The following is a 24657-nucleotide window of genomic DNA, read 5'->3' on the forward strand; positions in this document are numbered from 1 at the left end:
ATTGTGAGGGGTTACCGATGGATGAAATTATAAAGGAATTACAAAAGTTAGGATTTTCCCAGTATGAATGTAAAGCGTATATTGGATTGTTAAAACACTCCCCAGTAACAGGCTATGAAGTGAGTAAACAAACAGGAGTACCTCGTTCTATGATTTACGAGGTACTCGGTAAGTTAATGGATAAAGGAGCGGTGCATATTGTACCTTCTGAACCAGTTAAATATGTACCAGTACCAGCTACCGAATTAATGAATCGAATGCGAAAAGACTTTGAAAAGTCCTTTGAATTTTTAGATGAGAAATTAAATTGTTTAGAACAAGAGCGACAAATAGATGTAATTTCGCATATTCGCTCAAATGATCGTGTTTTAAAAGAAATATGCAATATAATTAATAGGGCAAAGGAAGAATTATGGATTTCTGTATGGGAAGAACAAGTGCATGAAATTGAGCCATACATTCATCAAAAGGAAGAGGAAGGCGTACATATATTTTCAATCTTATTTGGAGCTCCAGAAACAAAAATAGGAGCGACGTTTCACCATAATTATATGACGCCCCACGTTGTTGAAAAGAGAATGGGTGGTCATTTAACTGTTATTGCTCGTGATGGAGAGGAAGTATTAATTGCGAACTTCTCAAATGATAGCACTTCATGGGCCGTTACAACGTATGACCCAGCGCTAGTTCTCGTTGCGACAGAGTATGTGCGGCACGATATTATGGTTGAAGAAATCACAAAGGAATTTGGAGCTGATAAGTTAGATACGTTATGGCGTGAAAATATAGATTTAGTTCATGTCGTAACAGGAAAACGAACTTTAGAAGGAATGGAGGATGATAAGGATGAGTAAAGCTGAGGCACATGTAGCTTTGCAGAGCGATGATACATTTCAGCAAGGAGTAAAAGATTGTTTACCAACTGTATTTGGTTATTTGAGCATCGGTATAGCAGCTGGTGTAATTGCAAAAACAGCAGGTTTTTCTATCATTGAAATTGCATTTATGTCCACTTTAATTTATGCAGGTTCTGCCCAATTTATATTAGCTGGTATGTATGCAGCCGGTGCTCCTGCTTCCGCAATTATTTTCACTGTATTTTTTGTTAATTTACGCCATTTATTAATGAGCGCAGCGCTTGCACCGTACTTTACGAAAATTCCTCTATTTAAAAACTTAATCATCGGTTCTCAAATTACAGATGAAACTTTCGGCGTTGCAGTGCAGCATGCAGCGCAAAAAGGATATTTAGGTGAAAGGTGGATGATTGGGCTTAACGTAACAGCGTATTTAAATTGGATTCTTGCTACTATTATTGGTGGGCTGTTTGGTGAGTGGATACCAGATCCACATACATACGGGATGGATTATGCATTACCAGCGATGTTTATCGGATTATTTGTTCTTCAGCTTATAAGTAGTAAACCAACACTAGTAATTCATTTAAGTGTTGCAATTGTAGCGATTATTATCGCATACGTTTCACACCTATTTATGCCAGATAGTATAGCGGTTATTATCGCAACATTACTAGCTGCGACGATTGGAGTGGTGATTGAAAGATGGAAATGAGATTAGATGTATTATTACTTTTACTAGCAGCAGGAGCTGTTACACTCGTGCCACGTATTTTACCTCTACTCGTATTTAGCAAACTACAAATTCCTGACTGGGGTTTAAAATGGTTAAATTACATACCAATTGCGATATTAGCAGCGCTTTTAGCACAAGTTTTATTTATGCATGAGACGATGCAGTGGGATTATCTTATTGCAGCAATTCCAACATTTCTTGTAGCGATATATACTCGTAGTTTATTAGGTACAGTATTAACGGGAGTGGTTGTGATTATTTTGTTACGTTTCTTTTTCTAAAAAGGATTACGCTCATATAATAGCGAAAAGTGTAATAACATGAAAAATATAGGGGTGGTGTTATGATACTTTTAACGATAGGAGCAATTTTGTTAACGTTGTTTATTTTCTTTATTCTCGGTTTTATTACATTTATGATGTTTGTTGATAAGGCGACGCCTCAAATATATTATACACCTTGTGAATCAGTGACAGTGAAAGCTAAAGGTAAACATAGAAGGAAGAAAAGTTGAAAGTTGGCTTTTCTTCCTTCTTCTATTACATCCCCGAAAGAACTAACAACAATAACCAAAATAGAAAACTAATAAAGGAAAGAAAACCAATACATATCGAGAACACACGATTATTTCTCCATTCGTGCCAAAAAGCGATAAATCCTAAAATACAAAGGAAAAACCAAATGGGCAGGAATATGAACTCGCTAACTTTCTCGGGGAGTAACGAATAAAAAGTTGTTACATATAAGATCCAATTTGTAAAAAATAAAATGCAAATGATAATAGATTGTAAGTAGGGGCGGTTGAAAAATATCCTTTTTTTACGGTTTTAAAAATGATAGTTAGCGCTGAGATAAAGGCAATGAGTATGAAAACAAGTAAGAGTAATGTCAGCGTCATTTGATTCTCCTTTATAAGATTGTTTTTATCACGCATGGGCAGTAAGACCCACACCTTAAAACTCAACGTAAGAAAAGAGATTAGGTGGGGGATGCCCCCACTGATTGAAGTTTCACTTTACAAGAAATGAATCTATTAAATTGTATGCTTGTTTTGTAGAGTGCCTGTTATATTTTTCAGTGTACGGATTTAGAAATCCATGTTCACCGTGTAGTTGTTTTATTTCTAATAAAGGATTATTTTGTTGCTGCAATGTTTGAATTAAAGAGGATACTGAAAAACTAGCTTCTTTTTCAGGAAATATAAGTAGTGTAGCGCATGTAGGCTTTATGTGAACATAGTCGCGTATACGAGAACCGTAACATCCGATAATAAAATTTATTTTCGGATTGTTACTACATAGCCATGAGATGGTAGCTCCAACACTAAAGCCGATAAGTCCAATATGTGTATAACTACTAGAAAGATGAGAAATGAATTCTTCAATTTGCTTTTTTCCATAATCAAATCCAATATGATTTATAAAATGTTCATATGCTTTTTCTTCATCACGATAATGAAATGCATGTTGCGATTGTAGAAGATTAGGACAGAATACGTCTATATGAGATGAAGTAAAGTGGTTGGTAACGTTATGCATATGGTCGTTCACACCATATATTTCATGAACAACAATGAGAGCTACTTTTTTGTTCATAGTTATAAAGTACCTCTATGAAACTTAAATTCTTTCTCAACAAGGCAGATACGCAGGTGGAAGTTTTCATACCATTGCTCACGACCTCTTTTTTTCGCTTCTTTATGTAAGGTGTTCTTCTTCCAATTTTCAATTGCATCAAGTGATTCCCAATAAGAAATTGTTATTCCGAGTCCAGAATTACCTCGTGCACTTTCTACACTTAAAAATCCAGGTTGTTGCTTTGCAAGTTCCTCCATTTTTCCGGCAACGGTATTATAGTCTGTTGTATCATTTGATAAATTAGAAGTGAATATAACTGCATAATAAGGCTTGTTTTTTTCTAAATTAGATGCCATTATTTTTCCTCCTTAATGTATAGTACGAATAATTAATCCATAGTTTGTATTTTAGCAGGTCATAAAAAGAAAAGAAGTAGAAAATTCTTATTTTTTCAGCTCATGTAAAATAAAAGATTGAAGAAATTTATAATAAGTAATCTGAAATAAGAAAAATGCCACTTCAAAAGAGAAGTGGCATTTCTTATATTTCCTCTAAGCTATTAACTGGAACAGTTAATTCGCGTCCTGGGTTTTTTACTTCATATATGCGGGCGGTTTCATTGCTTTCATCGACGTGTTGAATCATAACAGGCATGCCTTGAAAACTGACATTGGCTTGTTCCGCTGACACAGAAAGCTCTATTGCACGTTGTATATTCATTTATATTCCTCCCATCATTATTATCTTTGCTAAAAAAGAGGAATAATATACCATTTAGAGACATTCTTAAAGTTTTTGTATTATTTGTAATGTTTCTTTAATAAATGAAGAAAAGATGGAATCAGGATAACCATCTATCGTTTGAACTGCTTCTTTTGCTTCTTTCAGAGCAGCTGGTTTATCTTGAAGTTCTATATGACACAGGGCACGATATGAGCCAGCTGTTAATAACCATGACTGATCAAGTGGATGACTCATATAATCTGGAATATTAGCACGTTTTAATGTTTCCAAAGCTTCCTCGTACCGTTTTAAACCATACAGAGATTTTCCTTTTTCAAGATAATACAATCCATCTTCTTGAAAAATCGGTACATCTTTTAGTTTTTCTCGGAATTGTTCTAAATGTTCTAATGCAATTGTATATTCATTTGTAACGGTATTGTAGTAATAAGCTTTTAATATATCTATATTTGCAGCGGATAAAGTATCTTCTGTAAAAATGGAAAATTGCTCCGATTTTTTTATGTAATATAAATATCGTTCTTTATCGGTTGTAATGATTTTTTGATAAGATAAAATACGGTAAAATTCATCTGTTTTATAATACACTTGATGTTTTTTTGAAAATGCAAGTGCATCTAAAATGATTTTTTCACATTTTTCATAATTACCATATGCGAGTAAAATAATTGCTTCTTTTAAATATAATTGTATATGTGTAATAAGATCCATTTCTAAATTCTTCGTTTTATATTCATCGCGAATTTTGGTAATCAACTGTAAACATTCTTTATATTTTTTCCGTTTGTAGAGCATATAGTAAAACAGTAATTTCGTTTCGGTACTTTCACGATACAAAGTATATTTTTCAAATATAGAAACAGCTGTTTCAACGTAATATTCAATATTATAATCGTTCATAATGGCCGCTCCAGTTATGAATTGTTTATATAAACGTGCTGTGTTTAAAGTAAGGGATAGTTCTTTTTGAACGATAGGTAGTAAAGTCTTGTATACTTCATCGCATTTATTTGATTTTATTAATGGCTCCATTTTTTGAATGAGTTCCACAATTTCTTCTTCATCTTCTTCTAATAAAAAGCTAGTTTCACATTCAAGTTTTTCCGCAATATATTGTAATGTTTTCATAGAAGGTGTAGCTTTTCCATTTTCAATTTGACTAAGCATACTTTTTGTCAGTTCCGAACCTGCCAGTGCTGTTTGCGTAAGCTTTTTATCTTTTCGTAATGCTTTAATTTTTTCACCGAGAGTTGCCATATTATTGCTCCTTTATATTTAAAAAGTTTAATTGTATTTAACTTTTTGTTGTGGAAATTGGAAAGTTGATTATATAATAAGTTTAACACAATTTAACTTTTAAGGGGAGAGAGTCAAAAATGGGAGATATAAGTATAGGACAACATGATTCAAGAATGAAGATTGCAACTAGAAATATCATTTTAATGATGATTGGAAAAATGACGTCTTTATTAGGCGCAGGTATTTATACGTTCGCAATGGGGTTATATGTATTAAAGACTACTGGTTCAGGGATGGGGTTTGCAATTACGCTCGTTTGCGGATCACTTCCAAGGATGATCTGTGGCCCAATTGCTGGTGCTGTAGCAGACCGTGTGAATCGAAAATGGCTTGTCATTGGTACTGATTTATTAAGTAGTTTAACGATGCTTAGTATGTTTATTCTTGCTACTATATTTGGGCCATCACTTCTTTTTATTTATATTTCAGCAGCATTATTATCAATTTGTGCAAGTTTTTATTCTGTTGCATTAACTTCGTCTATTCCGAGTTTAGTAGATGAAGGACGTATTCAAAAAGCGAGTGCTTTAAATCAAACGGCGGCTTCTTTATCAAATATTTTAGGACCGATTATTGGCGGAGTTGTATATGGTTTCTTTTCAATTAAATCGTTTTCCTATTAAATAGCATTACGTTCTTTTTAGCGGTTATTTTGCAATTATTTATCGTATTTGATTTATATAAAAAAGAAGTGGCTGAAAGTACAGAGCATTTCTTGACGAGTATAAAAGAAGGTTTTTTATATGTAAAAAGACAACGTGAAATATATGGTTTAATGAAAATAGCATTGTGGGTAAACTTTTTTGCGTGTGGTCTAACAGTTGCACTTCCGTACATTATCGTCCATACATTGCATTTATCTTCAAGGCAACTCGGTACTGTAGAGGGAATGTTAGCAGTCGGGATGCTAATGGGAGCGATTGCTTTATCAGTGCGTAAAGAAGTGAATAATCCATTTCGTTCTATTTATACTGGACTGTTTTTGTTTGCAGGTTTAAGTTTATGTACAGTCTTTCCGTTGTTAGTTGTCATTCCAAAAGTAGCAAGTTTTATTTACTATATTGCTTTTATGATGTTAACTGGTATAGCAATTATGATTGTAAACATTCCAATGCAAGTACATATGCAAAAAACGACAGATCCGAGCTACCTAGGGCGTGTGTTTGGCCTACTTGAAACAATTGCGACTGCAATCGCACCACTTGGTATGATTGTATATGGACTACTATTAGATATGTTGCCAACTAGCATTGTTATGATGACAATAGGCGGAGGGTTATTGTTAGTTGTATTAGTTGGAGTAAAGCAACATATGGCGAAAAAACAAGTAGATGTGTCCGCTTAAAAATAAGAAAATAATAAAAATTTGACTTATTATTATAAAAATGACTAAATTGGTATTTTAGTTTTTGAAACTCTTTTTCATGTATGTTAAAGTAAAGTGAGCTTGCAAAGAAAAGGAGACAACAGCATGAAAAAATTAAGTTTTGTTATGCTTTTTCTATTAGTCGTAATGGCTGGATGTAGCAATTATGACACATATATTGAAACAGGTATGCAATCATTGAAAGATGAAAAATATAGTGATGCAGCAATGTGGTTTGAAAAAGCAGAAAAAGAGAAGTCCGGGAATGAAGCGAAATCATATAAAGAAATGGCCGAGAAAATGGATCACGGAGCAACATCATTAAAAGACGGTAAGTATTTAGAAGCGAAAGACATTGCAAATGAAGTGTTACAAAAGAAAAAAGACGATGCACTTGAAAAAGCTGTAACATCAAATGCAGAGAATATGCTTCAAAAAGCAAAAGATGTGGAAGAGAAAGTAAATGAAAGAGTGGCAAAGCGTAGAAAGGTAGAAGAAGAAGGAATCGATAAAATTATTAAAGCTGTCGATAGTATAGATGAAGTGAAAGAAAAAGAGAAGAAAGTATCAGAAGCATTAGATAAGGCTGAAGAGGCGCAAGCAAAAATTGAGGCAAAGAAAAATAAATAGATTTATAGTTTAAAAGGCTGTCGTGCATAACGACAGCCTTTTAATTTTTTGTTGCAAATGAAGTGATGCTCTGTAGTAAAAAAGAAATGATTTTAGAATTCCATCTGTCCTCATGATGAATCGTATAAATATTACGCTGAAATTCAAATTCAGGGATTGGTATATAGCATAGCTCATTTCGTTGTATTTCTTGCTCGATAGCAAGTTTAGAAATCAAGGCAATTCCATTACCATATTTTAAAATTTGTTTCATCGTTTCTAATGAGTCTAATTCAATTTCTGATTGGAATGTAATGTTATGCGCTAACGTCCATTGTGTAAGTAAATCTCTCGTTGTAGATGGATTACGATGCAATAGTATGCGTTCCTTTTCGATATTTTGTAACGATACATTGTCTTTCTTTGAAAAATGATGTTCTTTGGAAAAGGCAAGAACAAGTGTATCGGGCATTATATTCGTTTGTTTTAAAAGTGGTTCATCAAATGGAGCAGCGGAAATTATCCCAAGATCGATTTCGTGATTTTGTAGCATCATTCGAATTTCAGGGGCTGTTTTCACTAGTAGCGTTATTTTTATATTGGGAAATTCACATTGAAATTGATGAACGACTTCTGGCAAAAGATAAGTCGCTGGTACATAACTAGCGCCGATTGTTATAGCACCTTTATGAAAATCTTTAAACTCTTGCGTGACACGTCTAGCTTCTTTCATAAGCGCATCTATTTTACAAGCATAATGGTGCAAAGCCTCACCAGCCTCTGTTAAGAAATACCTTCCAGAACGTAATTCGAATAGAGATACACCGAGTTCTTCTTCTAAGCTTTTTATATGAAATGTAATAGTTGGTTGTTTAACGCCAAGTTTTTCTGCAACGATTGTAAGCTTTTTGTATTTCTTAATAAGTACTACAATTTCTAATTTTAAGAGATTCATTATGAATTGCCGCCTTTTTTATTTTAACTATAGAAAAAATCTATAGAAATAAATAGTTTATTAGAAGTTTTTTAATTTAATCTTTACAGTACATTAACATTCAGTATAAATCTTCCATATAGAATGAAAGCAGGTTAAGAATGAGGGGAGAGAGGTGAAGCAATGGATATTACAATTAGTGGATTAGAAAAGACATTTGGAAAAATACAGGCGTTAAAGCCGTTGCAGATTGTAATGAAACAAGGGGAATTTACTACACTTTTAGGACCTTCGGGATGTGGGAAAACGACTTTACTTAGAATGATAGCAGGGCTTGAAGAACCGGATAAGGGAGAAATATATTTTGGAAACCAGTGCATGTATTCTGCTGCAAAAAAGATAAAGACATCTCCTCATGAACGGAATATCGGTATGGTATTTCAAGATTTTGCTTTATGGCCGCACATGACTGTTTTTGAAAATGTTGCATTTGGTTTAAGAGCTACAAAGCAAACGAATCAATTGCGAGAAAAAGTAGAAGATGCGATAAAGCGAGTTCGCCTGCAAGGTATGGAGAAAAGGTATCCACACGAACTTTCTGGTGGACAGCAACAACGTGTCGCATTCGCTAGAGCAATTGTAACAAAACCTCATTTTATTTTGTTTGATGAACCGCTAAGTGCACTCGATGCAATTTTGCGAGAAGAAATGAGAATAGAGCTTATGGATATCGTTCATTCCATTGGTTTAACTGCACTGTATGTCACTCACGACCAAACAGAAGCAATGTCAATGTCAGACCAAATTATTGTCATGAAACAAGGAGAAGTATTACAAAAAGGAACACCGGAAGATATTTATGTGAAACCGTCTCATGAATTTGTTGCCAAATTTGTTGGTAAGGCGAATTGGCTTGTAGAGGGTAAAAAAATGGTTCGTCCAGAGCATGTGAGCTGGACGAAAAATGAAGTGTGCGAAATGTATACAGGTGAAATTCAGCACGTTACATATGTAGGAGAACGGTATGAAATAAAAGTAAACATGGGGGCACTCGGAATATGGACAGCTTATCACAATAGTAAATTAAGCATCGGTAAACCAGTATCGTTATATGTGCCAAAAAAATGTATTCATCATATAGGGGGAGAATCGTATGAAGAAATTCAGTTCGCTTAAGTCTTTATTTGTATGTACTTTATTATTTTCGGCTGTAGTAACAGGGTGTAGTTCAAAGACAGGCAATGCAGATGCAAAAAGTAAAAATACGACTGAAAAGAAAATTGTTGTATATAGTGCAGGGCCAAAAGGGTTAGCAGAAAAAATTCAAAAAGACTTTGAAAAGAAAACTGGTATAAAGGTGGAAATGTTTCAAGGGACAACTGGTAAAATTTTAGCCAGAATGGAAGCTGAAAAGCAAAATCCAGTCGTTGATGTAGTCGTACTTGCATCATTACCAGCGATGGAAGGATTAAAGAAAGAGGGTCAAACGTTAGCTTATAAAGAAGCGAAACAAGCTGATAAGCTGCGTTCTGAATGGTCAGATGATAAAGGACATTATTTCGGGTATAGTGCTTCAGCATTAGGGATTGTGTACAATACAAAAAATGTGAAGACAGCGCCTGAAGATTGGAGCGATATAACGAAAGGGGAATGGAAAGGAAAAGTGAATCTTCCAGATCCAGCACTTTCAGGTTCAGCTTTAGACTTTGTAACTGGATATGTGAAAAAGAATGGAAAAGATGGATGGAATTTATTTGAACAACTTAAGAAAAATGAAGTTACAGTAGCAGGAGCAAATCAGGAAGCGTTAGACCCAGTTGTAACAGGTGCGAAAGATATGGTAATTGCGGGTGTTGATTATATGACGTACAGCGCAAAAGCAAAGGGTGAACCTGTTGATATCGTATATCCAAAAAGCGGAACAGTTATTAGTCCACGCGCAGCGGGGATTATGAAGGATAGTAAAAATGTAGAAGGCGCAAAAGAGTTTATTGATTATTTATTATCCGATGATGTACAAAAACAAGTTTCTAAAGCGTATTTATTGCCTGGTAGAACAGATATAAAAGCTGAAAATAGACCAAATGTAGAAGAGATTCCAGTATTAAATATTGATTGGAAAACAGTTGAGAAAGAGCAAGATGAAATAGGAAAACAATTTAAGAAAGTATTTCAATAAGATGGTGATTCCATGGTAAATCGATTCGTATCAGTAAGACAAGTTGGAATGACGGTAGCGTTATTGCTTGTGGCGATGTTAATCGTCATTCCCCTTTTTCTTATTTTATTTTCTAGTATATATGAAAATAGCAGTTGGAACTTTTTAAAGCCTTTTGAAGTGATGCAGAGTGGTGGATTAGCTGGGATTTTTCTGAATTCGCTGCTTCTAGGTGTACTCGTTGTAATAGGAGCTACAATATTTGCATTTCCATTGGCGTTTATTATGAGCAAAACAGATGTAGGAAAGTATAGTAAGTTAGATATTGTTTTTATGATTCCATTTATGACACCGCCGTATATTGGATCAATGGGCTGGATTTTGTTCATGCAACCTAACGGCTATTTTGAACAATTTTTTCCGATGCTAAAGACAGTTTCATCATCGTTTTTTAGTTTAGGAGGTATGGTCTTAATTATGAGTCTGCATTTATTCCCATTCCTTTATTTCATGCTGAAAAACACGTTACTTCAGATTGGGAGTAGTAAAGAAGAAGCTGCAGCAGTTCATGGCGGAAGTTTTTTCTATCGTTTAAGAAAAATAATATTGCCGTTATTAGTATCAAGTTATGTAATGGGTGCTTTACTCATTTTCGTAAAGACGATTGCTGAATTTGGAACACCGGCTACATTCGGACGTAGAATAGGATTCCACGTGTTAACATCAGAAATCCATAAATTTATTTCGAGTTGGCCAATTGATTTTAGTAGTGCAACAGCATTATCTTCTTTATTACTTAGTGCTTGTATGCTTATTTGGTATATGCAAAATGTATTGAATCGAAAGTATTCATATGCAATGGTTAGTGGAAAAGGTGTGAAATCTAAAAGATATACTTTGTCTATATTTACGCGCGTTGTAGCATGGATGTATGTAATTGGTTTATTAATAGTATCAATTGGAATTCCATACTTTTCTATAATTATTGCTTCTTTGTCAAAATTAAGAGGCGGCGGTTTACATGTAAATAACTTTACAACAAGCCATTATGAGGCATTGTTTACAATAGGATCTCCGGGATTAGAGGCTTTATGGAATAGTTTTCTTTTTTCACTCGTAACAGCGATTATCGCGGTAATGATTGGAGTCTTTTTGGCACTTATGATTCGAAAGGGGAAAAAAACCTCTGAAAAATGGCTTGATATGTGCGGTATGTTACCGAATATGGTACCAGGAATCGTTATGGTTGTAGGTCTTATTCTATTTTGGAATTCACCATATATGCCTATGTCAATTTACAATACACCAATCATGGTTATCGTAACGTATGTTGTTCTGTTTTTACCTTACACGGTGCAATATGTAAAATCATCACTCGGACAAATTGATGATTCTCTCATGCAGGCAGGAAGTGTTTTTTCTGGAAATTATATTTATATTTTTAGAAAAATAATAATGCCTCTTATTATCCCAGGCATTCTTGCTGGATGGGCGATGACATTTACAATTTCGATAAGAGAGTTAGTAGCATCGCTTCTCGTATTACCTCCATCAGTAGAAACGTCAGCAACGTTTATTTTTGCTCAATTTGAACAGGGTGAAGTATCTATAGGCATGGCGATGGCCGTTGTTTCTGTTGGACTTACAACAATGTGCTTATTACTGCTGCAACATATGGAGCAAAAGCGAAAAGGGGTAGCATGATGAGAGTGGAAGTGTGGGGAGGAGCAGGAGAGTACGGTCGCTCCTGCTATTTTGTAAAAAATACAGAGGTGAAAATAGTATTTGATTGTGGTATTAATCGATCTTATGAGGATAGTTATCCAAAAATAGAGAGAGAAGCTGTTCCATTTTTAGATGCGGTATTTTTATCACATATCCATGAAGATCATACGATGGGTTTACCTTTATTAGCGAAGTATGGCTATAAGAAAAAAATTTGGACGACTCGTTATACGAAGGAGCAACTGCCGTTATATTATGAAAAATGGAGAAACTATAATGTGATGCAAGGGTGGGATTTACCTTATAGCGACCAACACATAAAAGATTTAAATTATGTATGTATTGATGAGATTAGTAATCCAAATGAATGGGTACAAATTACTCCTACATTGCGGTTTCAATGGGGATATAGTGGGCATGTATTGGGAGCTGTTTGGTTTTTAGTTGATATGTGTAATACATACGTATTTTATTCAGGCGATTATTCAGCAGAGTCTAATATACTACGAGCTAATTTACCTGAGAAATTGGGCCATAATATAAAAGTCGCAATTGTGGATGCCGCTTATCACACAGATGATGTTTCGCAAAATGAAAGATTAGACGATCTATGTGCAGAAATTGAACGAGTTATGCAGAATAAAGGAATAGCATTATTACCGCTGCCACAACTTGGTAGGGCGCAAGATATAGTATTGTATTTATATGAACGATATAAAGAATTTCCGCTTATAGTAGATAAAGAAATCTTGGCTGGATTTGAAGAGATGTTCGTATATAAAGATTGGATAAAAAATAATGAAGAATTTAAATGGATTATGGAGAGTTTAAAAAGAAACATAATAGTGATGGATAATGATATTAGTATGCAAAATAGTTACGGAATAGTTGTAATGAGTGATGCGAATATGCAAACGAAACGAGCACAGTTATGCTATGAACAGCTTCGGAATGAAAAGCGGAATGCCGTTATTTTTACTGGGCACATTGCGAAAGGGAGTTTTGCAGAAAGAGTTATGAAAGAACCTGTAAGGAGTACATGTAGGGTGAATCGAGTTCCGTATAAAGTTCACCAAAGTATAAGAGATGTTAAAGAGATGTTAAATACATTATTACCAGAACATACGGTGCTAGTACACGCTTTGAAAGAGGATACAGATCGATTACAACAAAAGCTAAGTACAGCAGGATATGAAAATGTATATTCACTTGCAATGGAACGTATAGAAGTCATTTAAAATACAAAGGGGATAGGTATATGAAAAAAGTATTTGTATTCGTAAGCATTTTCTTTTGTTGTTTCCTTTATAACGTTAAGGAAGGGTTTACTGCTAGTCCAATGAAACCTAGTTTTGAAGTGAAGTTATTATTAAAGCCAGAACAAGTATTAGGTTATAACAAAGAGATGAAGCAAGAGGTGCTAGAACATTTCCAGGCTGGTACAAAATATGAAAGAATACAAGTGCAATTTTTAGATACTGCAAATAAAAGTTTAAGTGATGAAGGTTGGTTTGCTAGAATTCGAAAGAAAGAATTTAGTAAAGATTTTGAACTAACATATAAAAAAAGATATCCTATTCAAAATGGTGTAATTCAAGATGCACTAGAAGTAGCTAAAAAAGAAGGATTCGATAGTAATACGGATAGTTATGAGGCGGAAATAGATTGGGGATTTGAGAAGAAAACATTAAGCATTTCAAATAAGAAAAGTTACAGTGCTAAAGGATATGGGATACTTGATTTACCAAATGAACAAGCTGCTCAAAACATGTTAATAGAAAAATTACCAGGGAAAATGAACAAATGGTTGTATACAAATTGGGGAGAAGAGATGTTAAAGAATTCCCGTATTTACGGTCCTGTATTAATGAAGCGATATACAGGAGAGTTTGAAAACATAAAAGCAAATATTGAAATTTGGCCATTAAGTAATACTGGGAAATTAGAAGAGGACTTCGTAATAGAAGTGTCATTTAAAACAAATGAAGAAAGTATTGCGACAAAACAAAGGGAATTATTAATGGGGAGTTTAGAGAAAAAAGACTGGTTGTTACCGAAAGATAGTTTAAAGACAGAGCTTATTTTTCAGTAAATGAGAAAAAAGGAATCCATATTTCGTGGATTCCTTTTTATATATGAGTATTAAGCTAAATCATGTACAGAGATAATAAAGTTGTTTAATTTACAATAAAGTCATTTAAAAAATAATATAGTTGTTTAAAAATCCTTCTTCTACTAACGAGGCAGGTTAGTGGAAGAAATAGCAAGTGGGTTTAACTAGGAGAAGTGTCTTCTGTTTTTTAAATTAAAAATATCGATAAATTAGGATTTATTTACTTAACATTATACTTATTTTCGGAACGAGGCATCTAATCGGTGAGTATATACAAACCAAGTAATGCTTGCTGTTAATAATGTTGACGAAATTAAAGCTGTAAGAACACTATATGTTTGCCAAATAAGTATCGTTGACCAATCGAGGGCAAAAAACATTATACACTGGGCAATCGTAGCGATTAGGAAAATAATTGTTACGATTGTTCTCTTTTTTGTCATTGGCTGCTGCTCATTCGTTTTCCTTTTTCTTAATCCTAAGAAAAATAACAGAACGGCTAATAGGCAAAGAATAATTGTGGTAGACGACAAAATGATGTCCAAAAGCTGTGTGCCGCTTATCTCATATGACTGAGTTAGATTGCCGTGTAATATATTTTTAACTTTTAGTACCAGGTTTATATTGGTATTTGCGCCGTTGCTCAGTAAGCAGATGGCTGTTCTTTCATTTGGCAGTATGGCTACTTTGGTACTAAAATTTGGATTACCCCCAGTGTGTTCTATAAACGTTTGTTCGGCGTTTACCGACCAACCTGCCGCATAATACATATCATTGACAGCCGAAACAGACATATCACCCCTATGTGATTTTTCGATAGCCCTGTGAAATATTTCGGGTATGTCCTGCACAATACCCATCTGTATGCCCATCCAACGCGCCATATCTTTTGTATTAGAAATGATATAGCCGGCAGGTTTATTCCCAGCATAATCCGGAGCGTTAAATGGAGTTGTTATAAAAAAGGAAGAACGGTAGCCCTGTGCTAACTGTCCAGTGGCTTGAGCATCTTCTTTATAAACATACGTCTGGTGAAGACCTAAGGGTATAAATACCTGCTCCTTCATAAAGTCTTCATAGCTTTGTCGTGATACAATCTCAATAACCAAACCCAATACGTCATAATTAACGGTTCCATAGTTATATTGTTCACCGGGAGAGAACGCCAATTCTGCATCTACCAGCGTTTCCACGGTCTTTTGCAACATATCAGGCGTATTACCTTGTGGAATATTTTGAAGATGTCTAATATTTGTTAGGCCGCTGGTATGGTGAAGAAAGTTATTTAGTGTAAGGTTTTGCATATCAACAGGTTTACCTTGATACTTTAACGTAAACCAAGGTAAATATTTTTGGATAGGGTCAGTCATTGATAGCAGCCCTTGCTCTTCCAATAGCAAAATCCCCATACCAGTAAAAGCTTTACTCACCGAGGCCAACTCATAGAGTGTATTTTCACTTGCAGACAGTCCCTTTTCAAGATCTGCATACCCAGAAGAAAAGTAGAACACTTCACCATCAGCAAGTATTGAGAGTGACATTCCAGGCACACCTGACGTACGACAGGCATCATCTAGCAATGCTTGTATTGCCACAGATTTCGAATCTGACAACGCATAACTTTGTGTTGCGAATCCTGAGAATAATATAAATATCGTTAATACAAAAACAATAGTCTTTTTCATACACTCTCCTTTCTGAAGAATTATAAGGGTATAAATAACTTATTTTTATAACTATAAACTAAATTCTGATTTATATTTCTGTTTATCTATATAATATCAAATAATTGTGAAGAGTTACACTTAAACTAACGGGGGCGTTAGTTTAATAAGAAGTAAACAACTTTATTATTCATTTTTTAAGCATTACATAAGCAGATGGATATAATTTGAAACAACTTTAAAGAGCCTTGCTGCATATAGAATGTAGTAAGGCTCTTATCTTTTTTAGTCAAAATTCAATAACTTTATTATCACTATACAAATCAGCTGATACGAACATATCACTGTTTTGAAGATTTTTAGAGCGTAAACTATAAGCAACTACCTTCTTTTTATATTGTTTTACAACATCAACATGCTCTTCATGACTGTAAATATAAAATGTGAAATCTTTTTTACCACGTTTTGCATTGATAATTAAAGGAGTGCCTTCATTATGGGGTGGTGCATAATAGCGATCTAAAAATAAACCTGCGTTAAAATCATGAATAATTTTTGATTTCTTTTCGCCTTCTACGTTATTTCCGTGAATTGTAATAGTCACATTCTCTTCGTCAAGTTGTGGATGTGTTTCGTACTTGCTAATAATGGATTCAATAACAGTGTTAGGAAGGCTAGAAACGATAATTTTAAATGCTCCAAATACAACTAACATCACAATAAACCAAGTCGTCATAGTATATCATCCCCTTTATTCTATTTAATAATATAACTCATATGGTAATAGTACATATGGTGAAGTTTTGTATAATTTGTGAAAAATATGCCATTTTTACGAACGAAATGTTAGAAAAATCAATTTTGTTACAAAAAGTTGAAATCGAAGTATTTTAAAAGAAAAAGGTTTATAATAAAAATATAACTAATAACCACATTACTAATTATAAGGAAGTGTAACTATGAGTACTGTAGCAATCGTATATGGTATTATTCTTTCCACAATTATTGTTTTGTTTTTCGTTGGGGTTTCACGTTATATTCATAAATGGAAAGAAGGCGTTGCGAAATTAAATCACATTGAAGAAGAACTTAGTGATTTAATGTTACATCATGGTAAATAAAAAGATAATTTTTTAACGAAACAATGTGAAGAATATCACAAAACATGCTCTCATCATGAAAGCATGTTTTTTTGTTATGTGAATGTTAGACATATTCATGAGATTTTTTCGTGCAATACAGTGTGAAATAAAATAATAATTCTTTATGTGTAGGAAGAGTTATTCTGTTTTGTATAATTTTGTAATTTAGTTCGGTATAATTATGATATAGAAGGAAATTTGTTAGAGGAGGTATATTGTGAACATATTAAAGATTATAGGAATTGTTGCAGGAGTGATTATAGTAGCAATTATAGCTTTCTTTGTCATAATGAAGTATTATTTGTCAAAAAAAGATTCTGATTACGTATTAACCTATATAAAAGAACATAAAGACGATGAGACATGTTCATTACTGATTAGAAAAAATGGTGAGATATTAACATCTATAAATGAAAATAAAAAATTGCCATTAGCGAGTACGGCAAAAATCGTAATAGCAGTTGAATTTGCTAAGCAAGTGTCAGAAGGAAAAATAAGTCGTGATGAACAAATTTCATTGCACGAGCTAGAAAAATATTACGTTAAAGATACTGATGGTGGAGCACATCCTAACTGGTTAGAAGATGCCAAAGCGAGAGAATTAGTGAAAAATGGACAAATCGCTTTAGAAGAAGTCGCTAAAGGAATGATTCATTATAGTTCTAACGCAAATACAACATATTTGTTAGATAAGCTTGGAATAGAAAGAGTAAATGAAAGTATAAAAGAGTTAGAGCTTACTAGTCATGATAAGTTCTCTTCGTATACAGCTTCACTATATATGAGAGGGTATGTAGAAAAAGAGCTTCATAAGCCAGAAAATCAATCATTAGAAATGATACGTAACATGTCAAAGGATGAGTATAATAAACATGTGTTACAAATTCATGAATGGATGAAAGGTGAAGAAGAATGGAAAAAACGTGAAATTCCATTAAAGGTAGATATGGAATTTCAGCGAATTTGGTCAGATCGATTAGTGAGTGCAAACGCTAAAGATTATATGAGTATAATGGGAAAAATAAATAGTAGAAATTATTTTCCTAAATTAATGCAAGAAGAAATCGAGAATATTTTCAAAGGAACAGTTAATAATAGTAAGTTAGAATTTGCGGGGCAAAAAGGTGGTTCTACCGCATTCGTATTGACAAAAAGCTTGTATACTACAGATAAGAAAGGGAATAAAGTAGAAGTTGTAATTATGTTTAACGATATAGAAGATCAAGTTGTATATCAAAAGCTGAGAAATAATATAAATTATTTTATTCAAGATGCTATAACAGATGAAGAGTTTAGAAATAAATTATAATAAAATAATTTTATTATGTAAACAACATGCTATTAAAGGTAGGTATTGAGATGAGGTTGAATGAGTATATGCTTGAAACGTTTCCGAATTTAGAACTTAGACCACCTCTATTTTATAATTGGGATATTGGTATTCGTTTTAGATTAGGTGTGGACTATGATTGTAATAACATTTATGAAAATTGTCTATATTTAGAAGGCGTTTATAAAAGGACGATTACTTTATTTCAGTCTTTACATTCAACAAAAGATGATATTTATATTGTAGTGGATGTAAATGACTATGCAAACGGTGAAATTTTCAAACAGAAATTGAATATCTTTTCTAAGTATGTCAAAGAGAAGTCCGATTTGTTTAAGTTACAGAAAAATACAATCCCTTATGTTTTTCCAGAAGAAGAAGATGAAGATGGAGCATATAAAACACATAGATATACTTTGAAATGTAAAATCTCTGACTTTACATACATTCCTATGCTAAAAGCAATTTGTAATCAAGATATGGGAATAAAACCGAGTATTTTTCATAGGGTGTATTTTATAAATGTTAACAAGAATACTATATTTCACGTTTATGATGATAGAGGTTGTGATGTATTAGCTACCTCTCCTGATACAATTAGGGATATTTATAATACATATAATGATTGGATATTAGAATACGATAGAAATAAAATTGATAAAGTATTTAATTGAATGTAGTCTATTTTAAATGAGGGAAACACCATATGGGGTGTTTCCCTTTTATTAATATGAAAATCAACATTTAAATTTGAAAGCACTTATTATAAAGGTAAAGGGATTTGATGGTAATGTATTGAATTTGGGTAGAAACGGAAAAAGGAGATGAATAAATGACAACAATCTATTTCGTTCGCCATGCCCATTCTACCTATACAAAAGAAGAACGGGAGCGACCTTTATCTGAAAAAGGGTACTTAGATGCAGAGAATGTAACACGCTTATTAAAAGATAAACATATTGATGTTGTGATTTCTAGCCCGTATAAAAGAGCAATCCAAACTGTACAAGGAATTGCGAATACATATAAATTATCAATACAAACAGAAGAAGATTTGCGTGAAAGATTATTGAGCACAGAGCCGGTATCAAATTTTAATGATGCTATGCAGAATGTGTGGGAAGATTGGAGTTTTGCATACGAAGGCGGAGAATCGAATGATGTCGCACAAAGGCGCGCTGTAATATGTATGCAAAATATATTAAAACAATATGAAGGTAAGAATATTGTAATAGGTACGCATGGAAATATTATGGTATTACTCATGAATTATTTTAATTCGAAATATGATTTAGAGTTTTGGAAAACACTTCATATGCCTGATGTGTATAAATTAAATTTTGATAAAAATCGTTTCATTTCTGCTGAAAGAATAGAGAAAACAGGTCATCGGTTAAATATTTTGTAAAAGTTTATCAAAAAAAGAGGAAAGAGAGAAGTTATTGTAGAAGTATGACTTTGTAACATAAAAAATATATGTTAAAGGAGGCTGTTTACATGTTTGAGAAAGAGAAAGAAGGGCTTATTGAAGTTCAAAACGTATATGAAATTGCACCAGAAGATGGAACAATTATTGGTATGGCAACGGAAGAAGAAATGGAAATTGCTGCTGAACTAGAGTTACAGTACTATGCCCATTCTCGTTTGTTAGAAGCAAATATTCAGTTAGACGGTTCCTCCTACAAAGAGTTACTTCAGGAGTTCCAGGAGTACGAAAGAAAATCAATGAGCTTTTGGCGAGCGATACATAAACGTTTAGCTGTGCCATGGGCGTGGGTACTACGTATTGATGTTGCGAATGGCCCTATATATGTAAGTAATGGAAGTTCATATTACGAAGAAATCGATGATGAAGAAGATTATGAATAGATAAGTAAGGAAGCAGCTTTAGTTGCTTCCTTTTTTTATTTGTAAGAAATGAATCGCCTCAATAATAATATCTGGTCGATCATTTTCTATACCGTGACTCGCATGTTCGGCAAGAATATATTGGTTGTTAGTTGAGAGGTGTAATTGTTCGTGAATTAGTTCTTGCCACATTGCTTCAAGTTGTGTTGCTTCCTCTTTAGGCATGCCGCCATTAGTCAATTGAGTAATAGAATATTGAGGATCTCTACCGATAACGATTAATGGTATTTCTAATGTTTTACATAGCTCTTTTAGTGAGAGAGCACAGTTTTTCCACTCCGATAGTTCAGAAGCTGTCGCTTTATATAATGAAGGCGAGGTAGAGAATTCAATTTGCTGTTTTGATTGATCGGTGAGCATAGGTTTTAGTTCATTATAAAGTGTGTCTACATCCATTTTGGAATATATATTATATTTTTGAAACCAAACATCATCAGAATCAGTTTGATCAGAAATTGGTAAATGAAGTTCATCTAAACGGTGTAAGTTCATCGAAGTAGAATCAACTAAAATAAGTGCTTGCAGCTTATCTTCATGTAACATCGCAAAATGTTGTGCACATAATCCTCCATAGGAATGACCGATTAGAATAAATGGCTCTTGAATAGCTAGTTTGTTTAGTAACATATGTAGCTCTTTTGTAACTTGCCTTATTGTACGCGGCTGATTGCCTAAATCACTTTTTCCGTAACCTGGGCGATGGTATGAAACGACTGTAAAGTGCTCTGAAAGCTTTTCTATAATAGGAAACCAATCATAAAATGAGCAAGTCATTCCGGTTTGAATGACTACAGTTTGTTTACCAATTCCTTTTATATGTACTTCTATATTTTGCCCCATTATTTCTACAAATTTATGAATGTTAATTCCTCCTAAGCTTGAAATAATTTTTGACAAGCAAAAACGATACACCAAACACCTATACCAAGTAGGACAGATGTACTAAGTGTAAATGAATTTTTTAAACCAATATAGACGATAAATAATAGTAGTGCTGATGCGGGGAATCCATATAATACCCCTAAAGCAAATTGACTCAATTCTTGTTTATTTCCGCCTTCGAATGAAATCCAAAATAGACTAAGTAAACTCACGAGAGGAAGGGCAGCAATAAAGCCACCTATCGTACTGTAATGTTTAGCGACTTCAGTGATAATGCCAATAATAAGTGCCGAAACGATTACTTTAACGAGGAAATGCATATTTTGCCTCCTTCGCTAATAACGAAAATGCTTTTTCAATTAATTGTTGTTCTTCTTTTGATAACTGTGATTCTAATATTTTTATCTTTTCTTTATCTAGTAAAGTATGTTTTTCTAATCCTTCAATTCCTTCAATTGTTAAAGTAAGGTTTACCACTCTTTCATCTTTTTTATTTCTCTCTTTAACGATGAAACCCTTTTGAATAAGGCGTTTTATATGTTCAGACGCTGTGTTATGAGAAAGACTAAGCTCAGTAGCGACTTTTCCAATTGTTATATCTTTCTCACGAGAAACGATTTGTAAAATACGAATTGCTTGGTGGGAAAGGTTGTCCTCGTATTCGTATCGTAAGTGATAATAAATGCTCTCCCAATGTTGATTAATGTTGTTCATAATAATAAATCCCCTTTTTTATATCGTATAGTAAGATATATTCGTTGTTTTAGAAATAAAATCCTTTTATTTGGATAAAAAATGTTGAAAAAGTTTATTTTTATTGAAATATAAGGTAATCTATGTGTAAAGGTATACATTTAGCAAGAGAGAGGATGATAGCTGTGAATACATTCAAATGGATTAGTCATGAACAGATGTATGTAGATGAAATACATGTTGAAAAATGTGGTCCTCTTTCAGTCGGCGTATATGGGGGAAATCAAGAGAGTGATGCATATGAACGAGGAGATGCGGTGCTGGCTTGGTGGGATCCTGAATTACAATTTGAATTTGTTATGATTTTTGATACACATCACAAAACAAAAAATATAGATTATATAATAGAAGCGATTTCGGAAAGAAAAGAAAAACTAAAAGAGTTATTCTCATATCCAATACATTTAGCTTTCCATCATACACATATGTACCTATTAGCGTTATTTACAGATGAGTTATTTATTAAAAAGTGTGATCAAGATGATGAGGAACTCGCTTGCTTAATTTGTTTACGAAAAGGCGAATTTTTATATTGGTTATCAGTTGGTGATTGTTTCGCGTATTTATTCCATTCTGAGAAAACGAAAAATGGAAAAGGACGATTAAATAAACGGAAGAATTACGAATATATTGGCAGGAAAAATATTTTTGCAGCAAATACACCTTGCTTTACGTCAGGTGTAAGAGGATTAGAAAAAGGAATGAATCACATTGTAATGGCAACGGACGGTATTTTAGAGTGTGACAAACGAAGGTTTGATGATGATCAATCTTTAGTAGAAATATTACACGACGGAAATAGCTTGCAGATTGAGCCCGTATTAACAAATGTACTGCAGTGGAAAGGTAGAGACTGTGCCACGATTATTGGATGGTCTATTGATACTGATAATAAACAATGTGCTAATTAATATAAAAGGAGTTCAAGGTTTTTATCCTTGAACTCCTTTTTGTTAAGCGATATGGATGTGATATGTTTTCAACCATTCATTTACTTGTAGCATATACTCCATGGCACTTCTTGCCTCAAAATTGTTAATCTCTTTATTACTTTGATCAGCAATTGAAAGTAAGATGGAATGGTTAATAAGTGAGAAAATAGGATTGTTTTTATTGTTACACATATCAAGTGTTAAATTACGGATTGTTTGTAAGTAGAGTGGATCTTGTGAAGTTGGATAAGCGCTTTTTCTTCTATTGCGTACATCGTCAGGTAAAGCTGGTTGTAGTGCTCTACGTAAAATGCCTTTTTCAATATTATCAATACTTTTTATGTTGAAAGGAACATTCCATAAATATTCAACTAATCTATAATCACAAAACGGTACACGAACTTCAAATCCAACAGCCATACTCATGCGATCTTTACGGTCAAGTAAGAAAGGAAGGAATCGTGTTAAAAATAAATAAAACATTTGACGTTGTTTCACGGATTTTTTACTTTCGCCTTCAAGAGTAGGTACTTCAAGTATCGCCTCTTGGAATCGTGTATCAATATAGTCTTCTAGATTACATTGGTTACTTACTTCATTTAGTAGAAGAGGAGATGTATTTTTCCAATTTTTTAGCCAAGGAAACTTATCTACATATAGTAGTTCTTCTTGATGAAACCAAGGATATCCACCGAATACTTCATCAGCCGATTCGCCGGATAAAGCTACGGTCGCATCTTTTTTCATTTCGCAAAATAGTAAATATAGTGAAGTTTCCATTTCACCAGCACTCGGTAAATCTTTTGCATGAAGGGGAACGAATAATTGATTTGCTAATTCTTCAGCATTCACAATAATATCATGATGCGCTGTCCCGACATGTTCAGAAACGCGTTTTACCCAAGGTGCGTCTAAACCAGTGCGAGCAAATGTCAGTTCGAAATCTTTTGCGCTATTTACAAAGTCAACAGAATACGTATGAAGTGTTTTATTTTCAGCAGCAAATTCTTTACCCGCAAGTGCAGTAATACCGCTAGAGTCTAATCCGCCTGATAACATACAAACGAGAGGAACATCGGCAATTAATTGTCTTTTTACTGTATCTTGTAAAATAGATAAAATATGCGAAGATGTATCTTCTATAGAGTCTGTATGGAACTTACTTTCTAAATTCCAATACTTCGTAACTCCTTTTTTATGACGTGTAAATGTTATAGAATGTCCAGCACGTACTTCTTGAATATGTTTAAAGACGCCACATCCTGGAGTGCGAAATAAGCCTAATCCAAATATTTCATTTATTCCATCCGCATCAATTTCAGCAGGGACAGATGGATGCGCTAATAATGCTTTAATTTCAGAGCCGAAAATAATACTGCCATTTCTTTCTGTAAAAAAGAGTGGTTTTACACCTAAATGATCTCGTGCTAAAAACAATTGTTGCTTCTGATCATCCCATAAGGCAAAAGCGAAAATTCCGTTTAAATGTCGTACGCAGTCTTCTTTCCATTCTAAATAAGCATGTAGTAATACTTCTGTATCTGAATGGGTTTCAAATGCATGCCCACATTTTTGAAGCTGCTCTCTAAGTTCACGGAAATTATAAATTTCTCCATTATAAGTAAGAGCATACGTATAATCACCAGCACGAAATGTTTTTGGCTGCGTTCCTCCTTTAGGATCTATTACGATTAATCGGCGGTGTGCAAAAGCTGCGCGAGGTGAAAACCAAAATCCTTCAGCATCCGGACCACGATGCTGAATACTATTTGCCATCTTTTTTAAAATAACATGTTGATTTGAAAGGTCTTCTTTCCAATCTACCCAACCTGTAATTCCACACATACATATCTCATCTCCTAATTTAAAATAGTAGATTAACGAAATAAAATGTACATCAAGTTAAAAAATGACTATATAAATAGTGT

At 33.7% G+C, this 24657-nt stretch carries 28 protein-coding genes and 2 pseudogenes; 18 read left to right on the forward strand and 12 right to left on the reverse strand.

Annotated features, from left to right (window positions below):
• The first annotated feature begins 17 nt into the window (after positions 1 to 17).
• From MHH27_RS08865 to MHH27_RS08880, 4 genes are all read left to right on the forward strand, one after another.
• Entirely contained in the window at positions 18 to 854 is an 837-nt protein-coding gene (locus tag MHH27_RS08865) for a TrmB family transcriptional regulator (protein WP_029441916.1), read from the forward strand.
• Positions 847 to 1572 carry an AzlC family ABC transporter permease gene (locus tag MHH27_RS08870; protein ID WP_097912318.1) on the forward strand — a complete coding sequence of 242 codons (726 nt, stop codon included), beginning with the start codon at positions 847 to 849 and terminating at the stop codon, positions 1570 to 1572. Before MHH27_RS08865 ends, MHH27_RS08870 begins: the two co-directional genes overlap by 8 nt.
• Positions 1563 to 1874, forward strand: coding sequence for an AzlD domain-containing protein (locus MHH27_RS08875; protein WP_000425944.1), 312 nt, complete (start codon positions 1563 to 1565; stop codon positions 1872 to 1874). Before MHH27_RS08870 ends, MHH27_RS08875 begins: the two co-directional genes overlap by 10 nt.
• A 62-nt stretch (positions 1875 to 1936) precedes the next feature.
• Positions 1937 to 2107 (forward strand): DUF3951 domain-containing protein, encoded by a 171-nt coding sequence (locus MHH27_RS08880; RefSeq protein WP_000602245.1) that lies wholly within the window; start codon positions 1937 to 1939, stop codon positions 2105 to 2107.
• A 25-nt stretch (positions 2108 to 2132) separates the two neighbouring features.
• Here the strand turns inward: MHH27_RS08880 and MHH27_RS08885 are convergent.
• The 5 genes and pseudogenes from MHH27_RS08885 to MHH27_RS08905 form a co-directional block, all read right to left on the reverse strand.
• Positions 2133 to 2491, reverse strand: a pseudogene (locus tag MHH27_RS08885) (hypothetical protein).
• A gap of 112 nt (positions 2492 to 2603) precedes the next feature.
• Positions 2604 to 3188, reverse strand: coding sequence for a dienelactone hydrolase family protein (locus tag MHH27_RS08890; protein ID WP_340942269.1), 585 nt, complete (start codon positions 3186 to 3188; stop codon positions 2604 to 2606).
• A 2-nt stretch (positions 3189 to 3190) separates the two neighbouring features.
• Positions 3191 to 3526, reverse strand: a complete 336-nt coding sequence (locus MHH27_RS08895; RefSeq protein WP_327637513.1) for an antibiotic biosynthesis monooxygenase family protein — start codon at positions 3524 to 3526, stop codon at positions 3191 to 3193.
• 184 nt (positions 3527 to 3710) lie between these two features.
• Positions 3711 to 3890 (reverse strand): H-type small acid-soluble spore protein, encoded by a 180-nt coding sequence (locus MHH27_RS08900; protein WP_001025734.1) that lies wholly within the window; start codon positions 3888 to 3890, stop codon positions 3711 to 3713.
• Between the two features lie 66 nt (positions 3891 to 3956).
• Entirely contained in the window at positions 3957 to 5171 is a 1215-nt protein-coding gene (locus tag MHH27_RS08905) for a helix-turn-helix domain-containing protein (protein WP_340942276.1), read from the reverse strand.
• A gap of 119 nt (positions 5172 to 5290) precedes the next feature.
• Between MHH27_RS08905 and MHH27_RS08910 the strand changes: the two are divergent.
• A pseudogene (locus MHH27_RS08910) lies at positions 5291 to 6558 on the forward strand (MFS transporter).
• A gap of 126 nt (positions 6559 to 6684) precedes the next feature.
• Positions 6685 to 7209 carry a hypothetical protein gene (locus MHH27_RS08915; RefSeq protein WP_340942278.1) on the forward strand — a complete coding sequence of 175 codons (525 nt, stop codon included), beginning with the start codon at positions 6685 to 6687 and terminating at the stop codon, positions 7207 to 7209.
• 40 nt (positions 7210 to 7249) lie between these two features.
• Here the strand turns inward: MHH27_RS08915 and MHH27_RS08920 are convergent, their stop codons facing one another.
• Complete coding sequence (locus MHH27_RS08920; protein WP_001050613.1) at positions 7250 to 8143, reverse strand: LysR family transcriptional regulator; 894 nt, start codon at positions 8141 to 8143, stop codon at positions 7250 to 7252.
• A gap of 162 nt (positions 8144 to 8305) precedes the next feature.
• Between MHH27_RS08920 and MHH27_RS08925 the strand changes: the two genes are divergently transcribed.
• From MHH27_RS08925 to MHH27_RS08945, 5 genes are read left to right on the forward strand one after another with little or no spacing between them, the layout of a single operon-like run.
• The gene (locus MHH27_RS08925) at positions 8306 to 9298 is read left to right on the forward strand and encodes an ABC transporter ATP-binding protein (RefSeq protein ID WP_340942282.1); all 993 of its coding nucleotides are present in this window, start codon (positions 8306 to 8308) and stop codon (positions 9296 to 9298) included.
• Positions 9276 to 10301 (forward strand): ABC transporter substrate-binding protein, encoded by a 1026-nt coding sequence (locus MHH27_RS08930; protein ID WP_098235537.1) that lies wholly within the window; start codon positions 9276 to 9278, stop codon positions 10299 to 10301. The genes MHH27_RS08925 and MHH27_RS08930 overlap by 23 nt, the downstream gene beginning before the upstream one ends.
• A gap of 12 nt (positions 10302 to 10313) precedes the next feature.
• Positions 10314 to 11984, forward strand: coding sequence for an ABC transporter permease (locus tag MHH27_RS08935; RefSeq protein WP_340942285.1), 1671 nt, complete (start codon positions 10314 to 10316; stop codon positions 11982 to 11984).
• Positions 11981 to 13243, forward strand: coding sequence for an MBL fold metallo-hydrolase (locus MHH27_RS08940; protein WP_142316418.1), 1263 nt, complete (start codon positions 11981 to 11983; stop codon positions 13241 to 13243). Before MHH27_RS08935 ends, MHH27_RS08940 begins: the two co-directional genes overlap by 4 nt.
• A 20-nt stretch (positions 13244 to 13263) precedes the next feature.
• Positions 13264 to 14097: a hypothetical protein gene (locus MHH27_RS08945; protein WP_340942287.1), complete on the forward strand. Its 834-nt coding sequence runs from the start codon at positions 13264 to 13266 to the stop codon at positions 14095 to 14097.
• Between the two features lie 257 nt (positions 14098 to 14354).
• Here the strand turns inward: MHH27_RS08945 and MHH27_RS08950 are convergent, their stop codons facing one another.
• Positions 14355 to 15803, reverse strand: a complete 1449-nt coding sequence (locus MHH27_RS08950; protein ID WP_097924287.1) for a serine hydrolase domain-containing protein — start codon at positions 15801 to 15803, stop codon at positions 14355 to 14357.
• Between the two features lie 268 nt (positions 15804 to 16071).
• Positions 16072 to 16518 carry a YfmQ family protein gene (locus MHH27_RS08955; protein ID WP_340942290.1) on the reverse strand — a complete coding sequence of 149 codons (447 nt, stop codon included), beginning with the start codon at positions 16516 to 16518 and terminating at the stop codon, positions 16072 to 16074.
• A 41-nt stretch (positions 16519 to 16559) separates the two neighbouring features.
• Between MHH27_RS08955 and MHH27_RS08960 the strand changes: the two genes are divergently transcribed.
• The 6 genes from MHH27_RS08960 to MHH27_RS08985 all read left to right on the forward strand — a co-directional run bounded on the left by MHH27_RS08960 (position 16560) and on the right by MHH27_RS08985 (position 20123).
• Positions 16560 to 16676, forward strand: a complete 117-nt coding sequence (locus tag MHH27_RS08960; protein ID WP_001987133.1) for a hypothetical protein — start codon at positions 16560 to 16562, stop codon at positions 16674 to 16676.
• A 65-nt stretch (positions 16677 to 16741) separates the two neighbouring features.
• Entirely contained in the window at positions 16742 to 16903 is a 162-nt protein-coding gene (locus tag MHH27_RS08965; RefSeq protein ID WP_000108701.1) for a hypothetical protein, read from the forward strand.
• 238 nt (positions 16904 to 17141) lie between these two features.
• Positions 17142 to 18233, forward strand: a complete 1092-nt coding sequence (locus MHH27_RS08970; RefSeq protein WP_098284401.1) for a serine hydrolase — start codon at positions 17142 to 17144, stop codon at positions 18231 to 18233.
• A 68-nt stretch (positions 18234 to 18301) separates the two neighbouring features.
• Entirely contained in the window at positions 18302 to 18928 is a 627-nt protein-coding gene (locus MHH27_RS08975; RefSeq protein ID WP_340944818.1) for a DUF3885 domain-containing protein, read from the forward strand.
• Positions 18929 to 19086: 158 nt separating this feature from the next.
• Positions 19087 to 19662, forward strand: a complete 576-nt coding sequence (locus tag MHH27_RS08980) for a histidine phosphatase family protein (RefSeq protein WP_098250977.1) — start codon at positions 19087 to 19089, stop codon at positions 19660 to 19662.
• Between the two features lie 89 nt (positions 19663 to 19751).
• Positions 19752 to 20123, forward strand: coding sequence for a hypothetical protein (locus MHH27_RS08985; RefSeq protein ID WP_000461779.1), 372 nt, complete (start codon positions 19752 to 19754; stop codon positions 20121 to 20123).
• Between the two features lie 18 nt (positions 20124 to 20141).
• Here the strand turns inward: MHH27_RS08985 and MHH27_RS08990 are convergent, their stop codons facing one another.
• The 3 genes from MHH27_RS08990 to MHH27_RS09000 are packed head-to-tail and all read right to left on the reverse strand — an operon-like array spanning position 20142 to position 21758.
• Positions 20142 to 21074 (reverse strand): alpha/beta fold hydrolase, encoded by a 933-nt coding sequence (locus MHH27_RS08990; RefSeq protein ID WP_141548268.1) that lies wholly within the window; start codon positions 21072 to 21074, stop codon positions 20142 to 20144.
• Entirely contained in the window at positions 21035 to 21364 is a 330-nt protein-coding gene (locus MHH27_RS08995; protein WP_000545616.1) for a DUF3147 family protein, read from the reverse strand. The genes MHH27_RS08990 and MHH27_RS08995 overlap by 40 nt, the downstream gene beginning before the upstream one ends.
• Positions 21348 to 21758 (reverse strand): MarR family winged helix-turn-helix transcriptional regulator, encoded by a 411-nt coding sequence (locus MHH27_RS09000; RefSeq protein WP_001059782.1) that lies wholly within the window; start codon positions 21756 to 21758, stop codon positions 21348 to 21350. Before MHH27_RS09000 ends, MHH27_RS08995 begins: the two co-directional genes overlap by 17 nt.
• Positions 21759 to 21880: 122 nt before the next feature.
• Between MHH27_RS09000 and MHH27_RS09005 the strand changes: the two genes are divergently transcribed.
• Positions 21881 to 22708, forward strand: coding sequence for a protein phosphatase 2C domain-containing protein (locus MHH27_RS09005; protein WP_002040904.1), 828 nt, complete (start codon positions 21881 to 21883; stop codon positions 22706 to 22708).
• Positions 22709 to 22750: 42 nt separating this feature from the next.
• On the opposite strand, the gene asnB is transcribed toward MHH27_RS09005, so the two are convergent.
• A complete protein-coding gene (gene asnB, locus MHH27_RS09010; protein ID WP_340942294.1) occupies positions 22751 to 24574 on the reverse strand; it encodes an asparagine synthase (glutamine-hydrolyzing) in 1824 nt (607 codons plus the stop codon).
• Positions 24575 to 24657 lie beyond the last annotated feature (83 nt).

Origin of the sequence: Bacillus sp. FSL L8-0152 (assembly GCF_038006365.1) — a bacterium.
Taxonomy (GTDB): domain Bacteria; phylum Bacillota; class Bacilli; order Bacillales; family Bacillaceae_G; genus Bacillus_A; species Bacillus_A cereus.

What these genes read in the sequence shown, in the direction of transcription:
- MHH27_RS08940 (WP_142316418.1), top strand. Translation starts at nt 11,981, where the DNA reads ATGATGAGAGTGGAAGTGTGGGGAGGAGCAGGAGAGTACGGTCGCTCC.
- MHH27_RS08995 (WP_000545616.1), bottom strand. Translation starts at nt 21,364, where the DNA reads ATGCATTTCCTCGTTAAAGTAATCGTTTCGGCACTTATTATTGGCATT.
- MHH27_RS08920 (WP_001050613.1), bottom strand. Translation starts at nt 8,143, where the DNA reads ATGAATCTCTTAAAATTAGAAATTGTAGTACTTATTAAGAAATACAAA.
- MHH27_RS08945 (WP_340942287.1), top strand. Translation starts at nt 13,264, where the DNA reads ATGAAAAAAGTATTTGTATTCGTAAGCATTTTCTTTTGTTGTTTCCTT.
- MHH27_RS08865 (WP_029441916.1), top strand. Translation starts at nt 18, where the DNA reads ATGGATGAAATTATAAAGGAATTACAAAAGTTAGGATTTTCCCAGTAT.
- MHH27_RS08975 (WP_340944818.1), top strand. Translation starts at nt 18,302, where the DNA reads ATGCTTGAAACGTTTCCGAATTTAGAACTTAGACCACCTCTATTTTAT.
- MHH27_RS08890 (WP_340942269.1), bottom strand. Translation starts at nt 3,188, where the DNA reads ATGAACAAAAAAGTAGCTCTCATTGTTGTTCATGAAATATATGGTGTG.
- MHH27_RS08895 (WP_327637513.1), bottom strand. Translation starts at nt 3,526, where the DNA reads ATGGCATCTAATTTAGAAAAAAACAAGCCTTATTATGCAGTTATATTC.
- MHH27_RS08870 (WP_097912318.1), top strand. Translation starts at nt 847, where the DNA reads ATGAGTAAAGCTGAGGCACATGTAGCTTTGCAGAGCGATGATACATTT.
- MHH27_RS08965 (WP_000108701.1), top strand. Translation starts at nt 16,742, where the DNA reads ATGAGTACTGTAGCAATCGTATATGGTATTATTCTTTCCACAATTATT.
- MHH27_RS08935 (WP_340942285.1), top strand. Translation starts at nt 10,314, where the DNA reads ATGGTAAATCGATTCGTATCAGTAAGACAAGTTGGAATGACGGTAGCG.
- MHH27_RS08950 (WP_097924287.1), bottom strand. Translation starts at nt 15,803, where the DNA reads ATGAAAAAGACTATTGTTTTTGTATTAACGATATTTATATTATTCTCA.
- MHH27_RS08915 (WP_340942278.1), top strand. Translation starts at nt 6,685, where the DNA reads ATGAAAAAATTAAGTTTTGTTATGCTTTTTCTATTAGTCGTAATGGCT.
- MHH27_RS08960 (WP_001987133.1), top strand. Translation starts at nt 16,560, where the DNA reads ATGGTAATAGTACATATGGTGAAGTTTTGTATAATTTGTGAAAAATAT.
- MHH27_RS08925 (WP_340942282.1), top strand. Translation starts at nt 8,306, where the DNA reads ATGGATATTACAATTAGTGGATTAGAAAAGACATTTGGAAAAATACAG.
- MHH27_RS09000 (WP_001059782.1), bottom strand. Translation starts at nt 21,758, where the DNA reads ATGAACAACATTAATCAACATTGGGAGAGCATTTATTATCACTTACGA.
- MHH27_RS08880 (WP_000602245.1), top strand. Translation starts at nt 1,937, where the DNA reads ATGATACTTTTAACGATAGGAGCAATTTTGTTAACGTTGTTTATTTTC.
- MHH27_RS08980 (WP_098250977.1), top strand. Translation starts at nt 19,087, where the DNA reads ATGACAACAATCTATTTCGTTCGCCATGCCCATTCTACCTATACAAAA.
- MHH27_RS08905 (WP_340942276.1), bottom strand. Translation starts at nt 5,171, where the DNA reads ATGGCAACTCTCGGTGAAAAAATTAAAGCATTACGAAAAGATAAAAAG.
- MHH27_RS08985 (WP_000461779.1), top strand. Translation starts at nt 19,752, where the DNA reads ATGTTTGAGAAAGAGAAAGAAGGGCTTATTGAAGTTCAAAACGTATAT.
- MHH27_RS08875 (WP_000425944.1), top strand. Translation starts at nt 1,563, where the DNA reads ATGGAAATGAGATTAGATGTATTATTACTTTTACTAGCAGCAGGAGCT.
- asnB (WP_340942294.1), bottom strand. Translation starts at nt 24,574, where the DNA reads ATGTGTGGAATTACAGGTTGGGTAGATTGGAAAGAAGACCTTTCAAAT.
- MHH27_RS09005 (WP_002040904.1), top strand. Translation starts at nt 21,881, where the DNA reads ATGTGTAAAGGTATACATTTAGCAAGAGAGAGGATGATAGCTGTGAAT.
- MHH27_RS08955 (WP_340942290.1), bottom strand. Translation starts at nt 16,518, where the DNA reads ATGACGACTTGGTTTATTGTGATGTTAGTTGTATTTGGAGCATTTAAA.
- MHH27_RS08900 (WP_001025734.1), bottom strand. Translation starts at nt 3,890, where the DNA reads ATGAATATACAACGTGCAATAGAGCTTTCTGTGTCAGCGGAACAAGCC.
- MHH27_RS08930 (WP_098235537.1), top strand. Translation starts at nt 9,276, where the DNA reads ATGAAGAAATTCAGTTCGCTTAAGTCTTTATTTGTATGTACTTTATTA.